Here is a 14,621-nt window from a genome sequence, read left to right as displayed (position 1 = left end):
TCAAAATCCCGCGACATCGAGTCCATCGGCAAAACCTTCGCCGAGTGCGCTGGCGAGCTCGCCGCTCCCACGCACATCCGCCGCGGCCGCGATGTTGTGCACATCGACGGTTTCCAGCAGCTTGGCCCAGAGATCGCGCTGGAGATAGACGCGCATGACGATGTTAAGGGCAAGGGCGAGTGCGAAATAGCCGACGACCATCATCACCAGCGTCGGGATGCTCTTGGCGGCATTGCCGGGCCCCAACGCCTGCTCGACCGAAAGGCCGCTCAGCGTAACGACGAGCATGGTCGCTCCGCCGATATAGGCGCCGAAGATGGCGGAGAGCAGCGTCCACCAGCCGATCACTTTCCAGTACAGTCCGTAGAATGCGTTGTGCGGCAAATCCGAGGACAGGCTGACGCCACCGATGCGGATGCCGTCGAGCCACCAGCGCCATTCGCGCGCCTTGAACTCGGCATAGAAGAACGGCGCGAGCGGGAAGATCACCAGCGCGATCGGGCTGAGCAGCCACAGCCACCAGCCGCGCTTGAAGAACGTCCAGCCGTCGCCTGCGAATTCGCCGCGCAAATCGCCGAAATGGGTGTGCCGCATCTTGTAGCGTTCGAGCGACGCCTCGCGCCACGGCAATGCGAGACCAAGCGTCAGGAACACCAGCAGGCCCCACAGCATGGCGCGGAACGAATAGGCCCAGCCAGATCCGTCCATCCAGAACCGCACGCCGCGCCAGACCGTGCGCGTCAGGCGATAGCGCCGCGCGCGAAAGATCGCGAACTGGCCGAAGGCGTAGAAACTGATGAACAGCGGCGTCGAGGCAAAACCCTGCCAGCGCTCGAACTCGATGCCGACGAGAAAATAGGCGAGATAGATCGGCACCAGGATCGCGAGCGCGAACAGAAAGCCGACCAGCAGCTCCTTGGCCCGGCCGGTATACTCGGCGGCATCGCCATCGATCGCAGTGTTCGCCCACAGATGACGGCGGATGTCGGTGACGAGCCAGAACCGGTAGAAGCCGAAGGTGACGAGCTCCAGCAGGGCACCCTTGGTGACCAATTTGCGAAACTCGGTGCGGTTGCCGGTGAAATCGACCCGTGTGGACGGCAGCGGCGGCGGTAAGGGTTCGGAGCCGATGGGGGCCCATTGCATATCGTTCACGGCAGCAACCTCGGGGTGCGGACCTGGTTCGATCAAACTATAGATCAGAGATTAGTCGATCCCCAAGATGGCCGGGTTCGATTTGGCTCGATTCCAGTCGATTTCTTGCACGATTCCCCGCCCAACGGAGTGCGCGAGATCACGTTCGCGGGGCGGCGTGACGGCCGTCCGACGCTTTCGTGAAGGTTGGATGTGGCAAAACTCTCCCTTGCTCCGACGCAGACAACCGGCTGTAATTGCAAATCAAATACCGCAGCGCAAAATTCAACGAGAACGCGCGGTTCACGCCAGGGAGAACGGTCATGCACGGGACCATCGAGAGCGCGGCAAAGCTCGACGCATTGCGCGAGCGTGCGACGTCACTGCCGCTGGAGCAATTCGACCCGGGCGATCCTGAGTTGTTCAGGACCGATACGTTCTGGCCCTATTTCGATCGCCTGCGCCGCGAAGATCCCGTGCACTACTGCAAGGACTCGATGTTCGGGCCGTATTGGTCGGTGACGCGCTACAACGACATCATGGAGATCGAGACCAATCATTCGGTCTTCTCCTCGGCCTCCTCGCTCGGCGGCATCACCATCCGCGACATCGATCCGGAACTGCGCCGCGAGAGCTTCATCTCGATGGACCCGCCGCGCCACGCGGCGCAGCGCAAGACCGTGGCGCCGATGTTCACGCCGACGCATCTGGACAATCTGGCGCTGAGCATCCGCGAGCGCTCGGCCGAGTGCCTGGACAATCTGCCGCGCGGCGAGGTGTTCGACTGGGTGGACCATGTCTCGATCGAGCTCACCACGCAGATGCTCGCCGTACTGTTCGACTTCCCCTGGGAGGATCGCCGCAAGCTGACGCGCTGGTCCGACATCGCGACCACCATTCCCGGACCCGACGGCCTCGTCGCCACAGAGGACGAGCGTCAGGCGGAGCTGACCGAATGCGCGGGCTATTTCGCGCGGCTCTGGAAGGAGCGCATCGCACAGCCGCCGAAGAGCGACCTCCTGTCGATGATGGCGCATGGTGCCGCGACGCGCGACATGGACGCGAAAAACTTCCTCGGCAATCTCGTCCTTTTGATCGTCGGCGGTAACGACACCACTCGCAACACCATGTCGGGCTCGCTCCACGCGCTGAGCCAGCATCCGGAGCAATATCGCAAGCTGCGCGAAAACCCCGCACTGCTGGACAGCTTCGTGCCGGAAGTGATCCGCTGGCAGACGCCGCTGGCTCATATGCGCCGCACCGCGCTTGCGGACTTCGAGTTCCGGGGCAAGCAGATCAAGAAAGGTGACAAGGTCGTGATGTGGTACGTCTCGGGCAACCGCGACGCCGACGCGATCGAAAAGCCCTACGAGTTCATCATCGACCGCCCCCGTCCGCGCACCCATCTCTCGTTCGGCTTCGGCATCCACCGCTGCGTCGGCTTGCGGCTTGCCGAACTCCAGCTCAAGATTATCTGGGAAGAGATCCTCAAGCGATTCGACCATATCGACGTGGTCGGCGAACCCAAGCGGGTCTATTCGAGTTTCGTGAAGGGACTCGAGACGCTGCCGGTGAAGATTACGGCGTGAGGCGAAGGAAGAACCAACTGGAGCCACGACCATGAACATCCAAGCGCCGGTTAACGTGGACAAGGCCGAACGCATGCGCAGGGCCCGCGAGGAGGCCTATGCGACGCCGCTGGCGCAGTTCCATCCCGGCGCGCCCAGGCTGTTCCAGGACGACACGCTGTGGCCGTGGTTCGAACGGCTGCGCCAGGAAGAGCCGGTGCACTACTGCACCAATGCGCCGATCGACCCGTACTGGTCGGTGGTGAAGTACAACGACATCATGCATGTCGACACCAACCACAGCCTGTTCTCTTCCGATTCGACGCTCGGCGGCATCGGAATCCGCGACGTGCCTGAGGGTTATGATTGGCCCAGCTTCATCGCGATGGACCAGCCGCGGCATTCGTCGCAGCGCAAGACGGTGTCGCCGATGTTCACGCCGACGCATCTGGACGAACTGGCAAAATTGATCCGCCAGCGCGCGCAGACCGTGCTCGACAACCTGCCGCGCAACGAAACCTTCAATTTCGTCGAGCGCGTCTCGATCGAGCTGACGACGCAGATGCTGGCCACCTTGTTCGATTTCCCCTGGGAAGAACGGCGCAAGCTGACGCGCTGGTCGGATGTCGCGACCGCCCTGCCCAAGAGCGGCATCGTGGCCTCGGCCGAAGAGCGCCGCCGCGAGATGGACGAATGCTATGCCTACATGTCCAAGCTGTGGAACGAGCGCGTCAACTCCGCGCCGCGCAACGATTTGTTGTCGCTGATGGCACACAACGACGCCACGCGCTTCATGGACCCCGACAACCTCATGGGCAATATCATCCTGCTCATCGTCGGCGGCAACGACACCACCCGCAATACCATGACCGGCTCGGTGCTGGCGCTGAACGAGAACCCGGACCAGTACGACATGCTGCGGCAGAATCCGGCGCTGATCGATTCCATGGTGCCCGAGGTGATCCGCTGGCAGACCCCGCTCGCGCATATGCGGCGCACCGCGCTTGAGGATACCGAGATCGGCGGCAAGCACATCAAGAAAGGCGACCGCGTCGTGATGTGGTACGTCTCGGGCAACCGTGACGAGGGGATGTTCGAGAGGCCGAACGATTTCGTCATCGACCGCCCGCGGCCGCGCACCCACCTCTCCTTCGGCTTCGGCATCCACCGCTGCGTCGGCATGCGCCTGGCCGAGCTGCAGCTCAAGATCGTCTGGGAGGAGATGCTGAAGCGCTTCGACCGCATCGAGGTGGTGGGCGAGCCGAAGCGGATCTATTCGAGCTTCATCAAGGGGTACGAGTCGCTGCCGGTAAGGATTCCGGGGTAGGCGGCTACGCCGTCATTGCGGCGCGTTCAACTCTATCCCCTCACCCTGAGGAGCCTGCGAAGCGGGCGTCTCGAAGGGCGAGGCCGAGAGCGGGGCCTGCATCCTTTGAGACGCGCGCAAGAGCGCGCTCCCCAGGATGAGGATGAACACCTTTCGCGCGGATATAAAATTCCGGCATGACAGCTCGCACAATATGCGATGGGTCGCACACGGCCTTCTGTCCTAAACCGCACTGAAAGCATCTAGCTCAACTTAATGTCCCACACGCCGTCCTTGCGGCAGGCGGCGACCTCCTCGCGCAGGAGGGCGGTGACGGCGAGCGAGGCCGTCGAAACCGGACGGTCGATCGGAGAGGCGAATATGAGCTCGCGCGTCATCGGCTTCGAGACGACAGCGGTTTCCAGCCGCCCGTCCGCGACCTCGCCATGGACCGACGAGGGCGGCAACAGCGCGAAGCCGAGGCCTTCCTCGACGAGACTCGTGAGCACGCGGAACGAATCCGCCTCGAGCTGGATGTTGAGCTTGATCTTGCGCTGGGCGGCCGCGTGCTCGATCAGCGCGCGGAGGCCGTGGGAATGACTGGGCAGCACCAGGCGTTGCCGCAGCAGCCAGCCGACATCGACGCTCTTCTTGCGCGCGAGACCACAACCGCGCGGCCCGACCGCAACGATGTTGTCGCGGCCGAGGCTTTCGACGTTGAGATGCAGATCGGCGGAGCGGCCGTAGAGGATGGCGAGATCCATCTCGCCGCGATGCAGCCATTCGACCAGATGACCGCTGTAGCTCTCGACGATGCGCAGCGAAATGCCGGGAAATTTTTCGACGCAGCGCCGTGCGAAGCGCGCCGACAGCACGCAGCTCACGGTCGGAACCAGGCCGAGCACGACCTGGCCAGATGGCGGCCCCTTGGACGACTGGATGTCGTCGCGAATCTGGTCGATCTGCCGCACGATGCCGGAGGTGCGCGCCAGCAACAGGCGGCCGGCGTCCGTGAGCACCATGCCGCGGCCGTTGCGAGTGAACAATTCGATGCGCAGCTCGTGTTCCAGCAGCTTGATCTGCCGGCTGAGCGCCGGCTGCGCCACGCGCAACGTGTCGGACGCCTTGGAGAGGCTGCCGAGCTCCGCCACGCAACTGAAGGTCCTGAGCTGACGGAAATCCATGCTTGCCAATCCTGGAAGGCTACTCCATACGCTATAGCAAATGAGCATAGGGGGCTGGCATTGTTTTCACAACGCCAGAGGATCGGCCGGCGTTATCTTAACTGCCGCACCCAACGGAAAACGCCATGAGTGAAGAACACCACAGCGAAGATCATGCCGACATCCGCGAAGCCGTCGCAAAGCTCTGCGCGCAGTTTCCCGGCGAATACTGGCGCAAGCTCGACCGTGAGATGGCCTACCCCAAGGCGTTCGTCGATGCGCTGACCGAGGCCGGTTATCTCTCGGTGCTGATCCCCGAGGAATATGGCGGCGCAGGGCTCAAGCTTTCTGCGGCCGCCGCAATCCTCGAAGAAATCCAGCGCGCGGGCTGCAACGGCGGCGGCTGTCATGCCCAGATGTACACAATGGGCACCGTGCTTCGGCACGGCAATGACGAGCAGAAGGCAAAATACCTGCCGAAGGTCGCAAGCGGCGAACTGCGGCTGCAGGCGTTCGGCGTCACCGAGCCGACCAGCGGCACCGACACCAGCTCGCTGAAGACTTTTGCGCGCAAGGACGGCAATGCCGGCTACATCGTCAAGGGCCAGAAAATCTGGACCAGCCGCGCCGAGCATTCCGACCTGATGCTCCTGCTGGCGCGCACCACGCCGAAGGACCAGGTCAAGAAGCGCACCGACGGCCTTTCCGTGTTCATCGTCGACATGCGCGAAGCCAAGGACAAGGGTCTCGAGATCCGTCCGATCCGCACCATGATGAACCATGCCACCACCGAAGTGTTCTTCACCGACATGAAGGTGCCGGCGGAAAATCTGATCGGCGAGGAAGGCAAGGGCTTTCGCTACATCCTCTCCGGCATGAATGCCGAACGCATTTTGATTGCGGCCGAATGCGTCGGTGACGCCAAATGGTTCATCGCCAAGGCCACCAACTACGCCAAGGAGCGCAGCGTTTTCGGCCGGCCGATCGGCCAGAATCAAGGCGTCCAGTTTCCGATCGCCAAGGCCTACGCCGCGATGCGTGCGGCCGAGCTGATGGTGAAGGAAGCGACGCGGAAATACGAAGCCGGGCTCGACTGCGGCGCTGAAGCCAACATGGCGAAGATGCTGGCGGCCGATGCGTCCTGGGAAGCAGCGAATGCCTGCGTCCAGACCCATGGCGGCTTTGGCTTCGCCGAGGAGTACGACGTCGAGCGCAAGTTCCGCGAGACGCGGCTCTATCAGGTCGCCCCGATCTCGACCAACCTCGTGCTGTCCTTCATCGCCGAGCACGTGCTCGGCATGCCCCGCTCGTATTGAGGCCGCATCATGGGAGCTCTTGACGGGATCAGGGTGATTGCGGTCGAGCAGGCCGTGGCAGCGCCGTTCTGCTCGTCGCGCCTGGCGGACGCCGGCGCGGAAGTCATCAAGATAGAGCGGCCGGAAGGCGATTTCGCCCGCGGCTATGACGCGGCGGCCAAGGGGCAAAGCAGCTACTTTGTGTGGCTCAACCGCGGCAAGCAATCGGCGGTGGTCGATCTCGCCACCAAGGAAGGCTGCGCTGAGCTCGAGAGGCTGATCGCGAGCGCCGACGTGCTGATCCAGAACCTCAAGCCGGGCTCGATGGACAAGCTCGGCTTTTCGCGCGAGCGGCTGCTGAAGGATTATCCAAAACTGATCTCGTGCACGATCACCGGCTATGGCGACGAGGGCCCCTACGCGCACCGCAAGGCCTATGATCTCTTGATCCAGGCCGAGAGCGGACTGGCTTCGATCACGGGCAATCCCGACGGCGCCTCGCGCGTCGGCATGTCGATTGTCGACGTCGCGACTGGTGCCACGGCGCATGCGGCGATTTTGGAAGCGCTGATCGGGCGCGGGCGCACCGGCAAGGGCGCCGACATCCGTATCTCGATGTTCGACGTGATGGCGGACTGGTGCACCGTGCCGCTGCTCAACTCCGAAGCCGGCAATCCACCGAAGCGCATGGGCCTGCGTCATCCCTCGATCGCACCCTACGGCGTGTTCACCTCCAGCGACGGCAAGGACATTCTGATCTCGATCCAGAGCGAGCGCGAGTGGAAGACGCTTTGCGCAAAAGTGCTGGACCAGCCGGATTTGTCCTCCGATCCCCGTGTCGCCAACATGGTCGAGCGCGTGCGCAACCGCGACTTCACCGACCAGACGGTCGCGGATGCCTTCGGCAAGATGACGCGCGATGAGCTGTTGAAGCGGCTGTCCGATGCCGATATCGCCTTTGCCGAGGTCAACACCATGGCCGACCTCACCAACCATCCGCATCTGCGCCGCATCGAGGTCGACACGCCGCAGGGACGTGTCAGCTATCCCGCGCCGGCGCCGATCATTGTCGGCGAGACGCGCGCCTATGGCGCGGTGCCCGGCATCGGCGAAAATCCCCAATCCAGGAAATAACCAGAGCGAGGCGTCATGACCGGGAAGCTCGACATCGATCATCTCAGGCAATGGATCGGCCGCAGCGAAGAAGCGACCGACACCGTCACCGCGCAGCTCGTGAAGGGTTTGCGCGCGACGCTGTTCCAGGAGGTCGGCGCGCCCAAGGCTGGCGATGCGGCGCCGTTTACGGTGCATTGGTGCCTGGCCCAGCCGGTGTTTCCGATGTCGATGCTCGGCCCCGACGGCCACCCCACCCGCGGCGGCTTCCTGCCGCCGGTGCCGCTGCCGCGCAGGATGTGGGCCGGCGGCGAGATCAAATTTTTTCAGCCCCTGCGCGTCGGTGACGAATCGACGCGGACCTCGCGCATCGCCGATGTGCAGGTAAAGACAGGATCGACCGGCACGCTGTGCTTCGTCTCGGTCGAGCACAACATCTCCTCGCCGCGCGGCGTCGCCATCCGCGAGCGCCAGGACATCGTCTATCGCGAGATGACAACCACGCAGGCCACGACCACAAAGGCAACGCCTCCGTCGCCGCAGGCGCAGCATCGCGAGACCTATGTGTCGGATCCCGTGCTGCTGTTTCGTTATTCCGCGCTGACCTTCAACGGCCACCGCATCCATTACGACCGCGATTACGTCACTGCGGTCGAGGGCTATCCGGGCCTGATCTTCCACGGACCGTTGCAGGCCACGTTCATCATCGAGATGGCGGCGAAGCTGCGCGGCGGCAAGGCGCCGACGAAGTTCACCTATCGCGGCGTGCAGCCGCTGTTCGAAGGCAGCGAGTTTTCCATCAACGCCAACGAGACCGAGGCCGGCATGGAGCTGTGGACCGCGAACGCGGAGGGACAGTCGACCATGAAGGGCACGGCGGTGTGGTAATCCTCGTCATTGCGAGCGCAGCGAAGCAATCCAGAATCTTTCCGCGGAGATAGTCTGGATTGCTTCGTCGCAAGGGCTCCTCGCAATGACGGTGGGGCTGGGAGCGTCGATAAATAACAGGGGACGGAAACCAATGTCCAAGAGCGGCAAGACCGGCAACAAATCCGTCACCGTCAAGCAGGCCACGCTCGACCTGCTGCGATCCTTTGGCATTAAGAAAGTCTTCGGCAATCCCGGCTCGACCGAGCTGCCGTTCCTGAGCGACTGGCCCGATGACATCGACTACGTGCTGGCGCTGCAAGAAGCGAGCGCCGTCGGCATGGCCGACGGTTACGCGCAGGCAACACGCAATGCCGGCTTCGTCAATCTTCATTCGGCGGCCGGCGTCGGCAACGCGCTCGGCAACATCTACACCGCGCATCGCAACCAGACGCCGCTGGTGATCACCGCGGGCCAGCAGGCGCGCTCGATCCTTCCCTTGCAGGCGTTCCTGTTTGCGGAGCGCGCGTCCGAATTTCCGCGGCCCTACGTAAAGTACAGCGTCGAGCCGGCGCGGCCCGAGGACGTGCCGGCGGCGATCGCGCGCGCTTATTACACAGCGATGCAACCGCCATGCGGGCCGACCTTCGTGTCGATCCCGGTCGACGACTGGGCCCATGCGGCAGCTGCCGTCGAAGCGCGCAAGGTCAGCCGCGAGATCGGCCCTGAGCCTGATGCAATGAAGGCGCTGGTCGCAGCACTGGCCTCGGCCAAGCACCCCGCCCTCGTCGTCGGCCCCGGCGTCGACCGCGCCGGCGCCGTCGACCTGATGGTGCGCGTCGCCGAGAAGGCCAAGGCCAGCGTGTGGGTCAGCCCGTTCTCGGCGCGCTGCTCGTTCCCCGAGCGGCATCCGCAGTTCGCAGGTTTCCTGCATGCGTCGCCGGCGCAACTTTCCGACGCGCTGCGCGAGCACGATCTCGTCGTCGTCATCGGCGCGCCGGTTTTCACCTTCCACGTCGAAGGCCACGCCGCGATCTTCGACGGCGGCGCGACGATTTTCCAGATCACCGACGACCCGGATGCCGCGGCGGTGACGCCGGTCGGCACCAGCATCATCGCGACGATGAAGCCGGCGCTCGCAATGCTGCTCGACCTGTTGCCGGAGAGCAAACGCGCCGCGCCGACGAGCCGCACGCTGCCGCCGGCGCCACAGGCTGCCGATCCGCTGCCGGTCGAATTTCTGTTGCACTCGTTGTCGCAGGCGATGCCGGAAGGCGCGTCACTGGTCGAGGAAGCGCCCTCGCACCGGCCGGCGATGCAAAAATTCATGCCGATGCGCGGCCAGGACAGCTTTTACACCATGGCAAGCGGCGGCCTCGGCCACTCCCTGCCCGCCGCTGTCGGCATGGCGCTCGGCAAGCCGAACAGCCGCACGGTGTGCCTGATCGGCGACGGCTCGGCGATGTACTCCATCCAGGCGCTGTGGACCGCCGCGCAGCGCAAGCTGCCGCTCACGATCGTCGTCATCAACAATTCCGGCTACGGCGCGATGCGTTCGTTCAGCCAGGTGATGCAGGTGCGCAACGTGCCGGGGCTCGAGCTGCCGGGGATCGATTTCGTGCGGCTCGCCGAAGGCATGGGTTGCCATGCAGTGCGGGTAAGCAAGGCGGCGGAGCTTGGCGAGGCGCTGAAGCGCGGGCTGGCGTTTGCGGGGACGAGCCTTGTGGAGGTGGTCGTGGATTCGGCGGTGCCGGTGCTGTACGGGCAGAAGCATTAGCAGCGCGCTGCGATTTCATGTCGTCGTCCTGGCGAAAGCCAGGACCCATTACCCCAAGAGGTAGCTTGGCGAAGGCTTTTCATTTGGTATTGCGACCGCGCGCTCCAGTTAGATCACGCGGTATGGGTCCTGGCCTTCGCCAGGACGACACTGAAGTTGTCGTGCGCGCTCCCTACGTCCCGAACTCGTCCCGCATCTTCGCCTGGATCTTGGCCATGCCGCCGATCCAGCGGTCGTAATTCTCAGTCTTCTTGCGCATGTAGCCGAGCACCTGCGGGTGCGGCAGGATCAAAAAGGTCTCCTGATCGAGGCCGGCGAGCACGTCCTTCGCGACCTGCTCCGGCGTGAGATCGCCGTCGCCGGATTGCGGGCCCTTGGGGATCGCGCGCAGCATGTTGGTGTCGACGCCCTGCGGGCAGAGGATCGAGACGCGGATGTTGTGGGCCTTGTGCGAGATCGCGAGATTTTCGGCAAAGCCGACCGCCGCATGCTTGGTGGTGGAGTAAGCGGGACTGCCGACCTGCGACAGCAGGCCTGCGGCCGAGATCGTGTTGAGGAAATAGCCGCCGCCGCGCGCTTTCATGCGGGGGATCAGATGCCGCGCCGCATAGACATGCGCCATGACGTGGATAGCCCAGCTTCGCTGCCACGGCTCGTCGGACGCGCCGCCGGCATTTTCCGACATCGGATCGAAACCGCCGCCGATCCCGGCATTGGAGCAGAACAATTCGATCGGGCCGAACTGCCGCTCGGTCTCCTCGATGACGTGGGAAATATCCTTTTCCTGCGCGACGTCGCATTTGAAGGCCGCGCCATCCATTGTGGCTGCGACCGCCCTCGCGTTGGCGGCGTCCATGTCGGCGACGACGACCTTGGCCGCACCAGCCCTGTGAAACGCCTCGCACAGCGCCTTGCCGATGCCGTTGGCGCCGCCCGTGACGACCACGACCTTGCCGGTCACCTGCATGCGACGTCTCCTCTTGTCTTATACCGCTTCGCTTATTCCGCTTCGCAGATCTTGCTCAGCTCAACACGAGGTCGAGCACCGCGGTATAATGGCACGCCGCCCCGGCCAAGACAAAGCCGTGCCAGATCGCATTCTGGAAGCGCAGCCGCCGCCAGGTATGGAAGATCACGCCAAAACTGTAGAGCAGGCCGCCCGCCAGGATGAAGCTCAGCACCAGCGCAGGCAGCGCCTTGACCACGGAATCGTAGAGCATCACGCCGCTCCAGCCCATGGCGAGGTAGATGCCGACCGCCACGCGGTCGAACCGGCCGGGATAGAGAAGTTTCAGCACGATGCCGAGCATCGCCACGCACCAGACGCCGGCGAGCAGCACCAGCGCGAACCCGCTGTCCTTCACCTCCAGGATGAACGGCGTGTAGGTCGCGGCGATCAGGAGATAGATCGCGGAATGGTCGAACCGCCGCAGCAGCCATTTTGCCGGCGAGACCGGCCAGAGATTATAGGACGCCGAAAACACCAGCATCGAGAGCAGGCCGGCGACGTAGATCGAGACCCCCACGATGTCGGTCGCGTCGGCATAGAGCACCGTCAGCACCACCAGCACGGTCGCGGCGATGATGCCGCAGAGCACGCCGATCGCGTGGACGACGCCATCGGCAATCAGTTCGGCGCGATCAAAATTCCGGCCGATCGCGTCGGCGGCGGCATGGACGGAGGTGGATGCGAGCTGTTTCAACTGGAAGACGGTCATGGCAATCCGTAAGGCGAGACAATACGCTCTTGTATGGGTGTTTCGGGATCGGCGCGTCGTTCAAACGGGTGATTTGCCGACAAAGGCGGTGAAAGTATGAAACTTGATTTTCCTCAGGCAGTTGCCACTTTTGTGACTAGTCCTTTTTGCGTATTCGCCCTCGCCCGGGATTCCCGACGTTCATATGGCATTTAGTTTCCAGGATATGGTCGAGGAGGCGCGCCTGTCGGCTCGGGCGCTGATCGACTACGGCGAGCATTTCTTCAATCCGACGGTACGATTGGGGGTTACCGGCCTGTCCCGGGCCGGCAAGACGGTGTTCATCACCGCGCTGATCCACGGCCTCACCCGTGGCGGCCGGTTTCCGGTGTTCGAGGCCTATTCATCGGGCCGGATCGCGCGGGCGCATCTGGCGCCGCAGCCGGACGATGCCGTGCCGCGCTTTGCCTATGAGAGCCATTTGCGCGCGCTGATCGAGGAGCGGCGCTGGCCGAACTCGACGGTCGACATCAGCGAGCTCAGGCTCGTGATCGACTACCAGCGCCAGAACGGCGCGGATCGCACGCTGACGCTCGACATCGTCGATTATCCCGGCGAATGGTTGCTCGACCTGCCGCTGCTCCACAAGAGTTTTGAGCAATGGTCGGCCGAAAGCCTGGCGCTGTCGCGCGAGGCGCCGCGCGCGCATCTGGCCGCGGATTGGCACGCGCATCTCGCAACGCTCAAGCCCGACGCTTGCGAGGACGAGCAGGCGACGCTGACGGCCGCAAAGCTCTTCAGGGGCTATCTGCAAGGTTGCCGCGACGAGCGGTTTGCGATGAGCCTGCTGCCGCCCGGCCGCTTCCTGATGCCGGGCAATCTCGCCGACACACCGGCGCTGACCTTTGCGCCGCTCGACGTCTCGATTGGCGGCCAGGCGCCGGAGGGATCGCTGTGGGCGATGATGGTGCGCCGCTTTGAGGCCTACAAGGACGTCGTGGTGCGGCCGTTCTTCAGGGATCATTTTGCCCGGCTCGATCGCCAGATCGTGCTGGCCGATGCGCTCGCGGCATTCAACTCCGGCCCCGAAGCGCTGCACGATCTCGAAGCCGCACTCGCCGGCATTCTCGACTGCTTTCGCATCGGCCGCAGCACGTTCCTCTCCGGCCTGTTCAGGCCGCGCATCGACCGCATCCTGTTCGCGGCGACCAAGGCCGACCATCTGCATCATTCCAGCCACGACCGGCTTGAGGCGGTGCTGCGCCGCGCCGTCTCGGGTGCCGTTGCGCGCGCGGAAAATACCGGCGCGGAGATCGACGTCGTCGCGCTCGCCGCCGTCCGCGCCACGCGCGAGGCGCAGGTCGCGCATGGCCGTGATAAATTGCCGTCGATTTTGGGGACACCGGCCGCGGGCGAAAGCACCGGCGGCGAGTTCTTCGACGGCAACACCGAGGTCGCGACCTTTCCGGGCGACCTGCCGCTCGACCCCGAGCCGCTGTTCAACGGCATCGATGCGTTCCGCGGGCTCTCGACCGAGGCCGCCGCGAAGAGCGATTTCCGCTTCCTGCGCTTCCGCCCGCCAAAGCTCGACCGCGAGGGTTCCGACGCGCCGGTGCTGCCTCACATCCGCCTCGACCGTGCCTTGCAGTTCCTGATCGGAGACAAGCTGTCATGAACGACCGATCGAAGCCACGGCGGCCGGCGACGTTCCGGCTCGACGATCCCGGCGTCGTCATCACCAAAGGCGACGAGACGGCGCGCCTCGGCCGCACCACCATCCAGATCACGCCGGAGCCCGATCCGGCGAACTTGCCGGTGCCGATCGCGCCGGCGCTTCCGGCGCGACGCGGCCTGCCCTGGGGCGCATTGTTCTGGTCGGGCGTCGCCGGGTTGACGCTGCTCGGCATCGGGCTCGGCGTGGTGCATCTGATCGAGGATTTGTTTGCGCGCAGCGAGAGCCTCGGCTTTGTCGGACTGGCTCTTGCGTTTGTCACCGCGCTTGCGCTCGCGGTGGTGATCGGACGCGAGGCGTTCGGGCTGGCGCGCCTCGCAACGATCGAGAAGCTTCATGAGCGTGCAACCGCCGTGCTCGCCAGCGACGACCGCAAGGAGAGCCGCATCATCGTGCAGGATCTGCTCAAGATCGCGCATCAGAACCCGCGGCTCGCGCGCGCCCGCGCCGCGCTGGAGAGCCATGCCGGCGAGATCATCGACGGCGCCGACATGATCCGGCTCGCCGAGCGCGAATTGATGTCGCCGCTGGACATCGAGGCACGGCAGCTGGTGTCGTCGGCTGCGCAAAAAGTCTCGATCGTCACAGCGGTCTCGCCCCGCGCGCTGATCGATGTGCTGTTCGTGTTCGTGGCGTCGCTGCGCCTGATCCGCCAACTTGCCCGGCTCTATGGCGGCCGCCCCGGCGCGCTCGGCATGATCCGCCTGCTCCGCCACGTCATCGCTCATCTCGCCATCACCGGCGGCATGGCCGCTAGCGACAGCCTGGTGCAGCAGATGCTCGGCCACGGGATTGCGGCGAAGCTGTCGCAGCGGCTGGGCGAAGGCGTGCTGAATGGATTGCTGACGGCGCGGCTGGGCCTCGCTGCGATCGACGTCACACGGCCGCTGCCGTTCGCGGCACTGCCGCCGCCGAAGTTGTCGGATCTCGCGACGGATCTGTTGCGGAAGAGGGACGACGAGGAGTAGC

General features: G+C 64.3%; 12 protein-coding genes. 8 read left to right on the top strand and 4 right to left on the bottom strand.

What is annotated here, in order from left to right:
* Complete coding sequence (locus tag IVA74_RS24150; RefSeq protein ID WP_247348782.1) at positions 1 to 1,155, bottom strand: YjgN family protein; 1,155 nt, start codon at positions 1,153 to 1,155, stop codon at positions 1 to 3.
* 302 nt (positions 1,156 to 1,457) lie between these two features.
* Between IVA74_RS24150 and IVA74_RS24145 the strand changes: the two genes are divergently transcribed.
* Together IVA74_RS24145 and IVA74_RS24140 are read left to right on the top strand one after the other, a co-directional pair.
* A complete protein-coding gene (locus tag IVA74_RS24145) occupies positions 1,458 to 2,723 on the top strand; it encodes a cytochrome P450 (RefSeq protein WP_247348780.1) in 1,266 nt (421 codons plus the stop codon).
* Between the two features lie 31 nt (positions 2,724 to 2,754).
* Positions 2,755 to 4,029, top strand: a complete 1,275-nt coding sequence (locus tag IVA74_RS24140) for a cytochrome P450 (RefSeq protein ID WP_247348778.1) — start codon at positions 2,755 to 2,757, stop codon at positions 4,027 to 4,029.
* A gap of 242 nt (positions 4,030 to 4,271) precedes the next feature.
* Here the strand turns inward: IVA74_RS24140 and IVA74_RS24135 are convergent, their stop codons facing one another.
* Positions 4,272 to 5,192: a LysR substrate-binding domain-containing protein gene (locus IVA74_RS24135; protein WP_247348776.1), complete on the bottom strand. Its 921-nt coding sequence runs from the start codon at positions 5,190 to 5,192 to the stop codon at positions 4,272 to 4,274.
* Between the two features lie 125 nt (positions 5,193 to 5,317).
* Here IVA74_RS24135 and IVA74_RS24130 point away from each other — a divergent pair, with 125 nt between their 5' ends.
* The 4 genes from IVA74_RS24130 (at position 5,318) to mdlC (ending at position 10,223) form a co-directional block, all read left to right on the top strand.
* Positions 5,318 to 6,487: an acyl-CoA dehydrogenase family protein gene (locus IVA74_RS24130; RefSeq protein ID WP_247348774.1), complete on the top strand. Its 1,170-nt coding sequence runs from the start codon at positions 5,318 to 5,320 to the stop codon at positions 6,485 to 6,487.
* A gap of 9 nt (positions 6,488 to 6,496) precedes the next feature.
* Entirely contained in the window at positions 6,497 to 7,600 is a 1,104-nt protein-coding gene (locus tag IVA74_RS24125; RefSeq protein WP_247348772.1) for a CaiB/BaiF CoA-transferase family protein, read from the top strand.
* A 15-nt stretch (positions 7,601 to 7,615) separates the two neighbouring features.
* Complete coding sequence (locus IVA74_RS24120; protein ID WP_247348770.1) at positions 7,616 to 8,467, top strand: MaoC family dehydratase N-terminal domain-containing protein; 852 nt, start codon at positions 7,616 to 7,618, stop codon at positions 8,465 to 8,467.
* 133 nt (positions 8,468 to 8,600) lie between these two features.
* Entirely contained in the window at positions 8,601 to 10,223 is a 1,623-nt protein-coding gene (mdlC, locus tag IVA74_RS24115) for a benzoylformate decarboxylase (protein WP_247348768.1), read from the top strand.
* A 172-nt stretch (positions 10,224 to 10,395) separates the two neighbouring features.
* On the opposite strand, the gene IVA74_RS24110 is transcribed toward mdlC, so the two are convergent.
* Entirely contained in the window at positions 10,396 to 11,190 is a 795-nt protein-coding gene (locus IVA74_RS24110) for an SDR family oxidoreductase (RefSeq protein WP_247348767.1), read from the bottom strand.
* 55 nt (positions 11,191 to 11,245) lie between these two features.
* Positions 11,246 to 11,941 (bottom strand): hemolysin III family protein, encoded by a 696-nt coding sequence (locus IVA74_RS24105; RefSeq protein WP_247348766.1) that lies wholly within the window; start codon positions 11,939 to 11,941, stop codon positions 11,246 to 11,248.
* 184 nt (positions 11,942 to 12,125) lie between these two features.
* Between IVA74_RS24105 and IVA74_RS24100 the strand changes: the two genes are divergently transcribed.
* Both IVA74_RS24100 and IVA74_RS24095 read left to right on the top strand, forming a co-directional pair.
* Positions 12,126 to 13,595 (top strand): YcjX family protein, encoded by a 1,470-nt coding sequence (locus IVA74_RS24100; protein ID WP_247348765.1) that lies wholly within the window; start codon positions 12,126 to 12,128, stop codon positions 13,593 to 13,595.
* Entirely contained in the window at positions 13,592 to 14,620 is a 1,029-nt protein-coding gene (locus IVA74_RS24095) for a TIGR01620 family protein (protein WP_247348764.1), read from the top strand. The genes IVA74_RS24100 and IVA74_RS24095 overlap by 4 nt, the downstream gene beginning before the upstream one ends.
* The last annotated feature ends 1 nt before the right edge of the window (position 14,621 follow it).

Origin of the sequence: Bradyrhizobium sp. 132 (genome assembly GCF_023074185.1) — a bacterium.
GTDB lineage: Bacteria > Pseudomonadota > Alphaproteobacteria > Rhizobiales > Xanthobacteraceae > Bradyrhizobium.
This window is presented reverse-complemented; position numbering and strand designations above follow the sequence as displayed.

Bases quoted from the DNA above. Each gene is read 5' to 3' on its own strand.
- mdlC (WP_247348768.1), top strand. From the start codon at position 8,601: ATGTCCAAGAGCGGCAAGACCGGCAACAAATCCGTCACCGTCAAGCAG.
- IVA74_RS24095 (WP_247348764.1), top strand. From the start codon at position 13,592: ATGAACGACCGATCGAAGCCACGGCGGCCGGCGACGTTCCGGCTCGAC.
- IVA74_RS24120 (WP_247348770.1), top strand. From the start codon at position 7,616: ATGACCGGGAAGCTCGACATCGATCATCTCAGGCAATGGATCGGCCGC.
- IVA74_RS24135 (WP_247348776.1), bottom strand. From the start codon at position 5,192: ATGGATTTCCGTCAGCTCAGGACCTTCAGTTGCGTGGCGGAGCTCGGC.
- IVA74_RS24105 (WP_247348766.1), bottom strand. From the start codon at position 11,941: ATGACCGTCTTCCAGTTGAAACAGCTCGCATCCACCTCCGTCCATGCC.
- IVA74_RS24145 (WP_247348780.1), top strand. From the start codon at position 1,458: ATGCACGGGACCATCGAGAGCGCGGCAAAGCTCGACGCATTGCGCGAG.
- IVA74_RS24140 (WP_247348778.1), top strand. From the start codon at position 2,755: ATGAACATCCAAGCGCCGGTTAACGTGGACAAGGCCGAACGCATGCGC.
- IVA74_RS24110 (WP_247348767.1), bottom strand. From the start codon at position 11,190: ATGCAGGTGACCGGCAAGGTCGTGGTCGTCACGGGCGGCGCCAACGGC.
- IVA74_RS24130 (WP_247348774.1), top strand. From the start codon at position 5,318: ATGAGTGAAGAACACCACAGCGAAGATCATGCCGACATCCGCGAAGCC.
- IVA74_RS24125 (WP_247348772.1), top strand. From the start codon at position 6,497: ATGGGAGCTCTTGACGGGATCAGGGTGATTGCGGTCGAGCAGGCCGTG.
- IVA74_RS24100 (WP_247348765.1), top strand. From the start codon at position 12,126: ATGGCATTTAGTTTCCAGGATATGGTCGAGGAGGCGCGCCTGTCGGCT.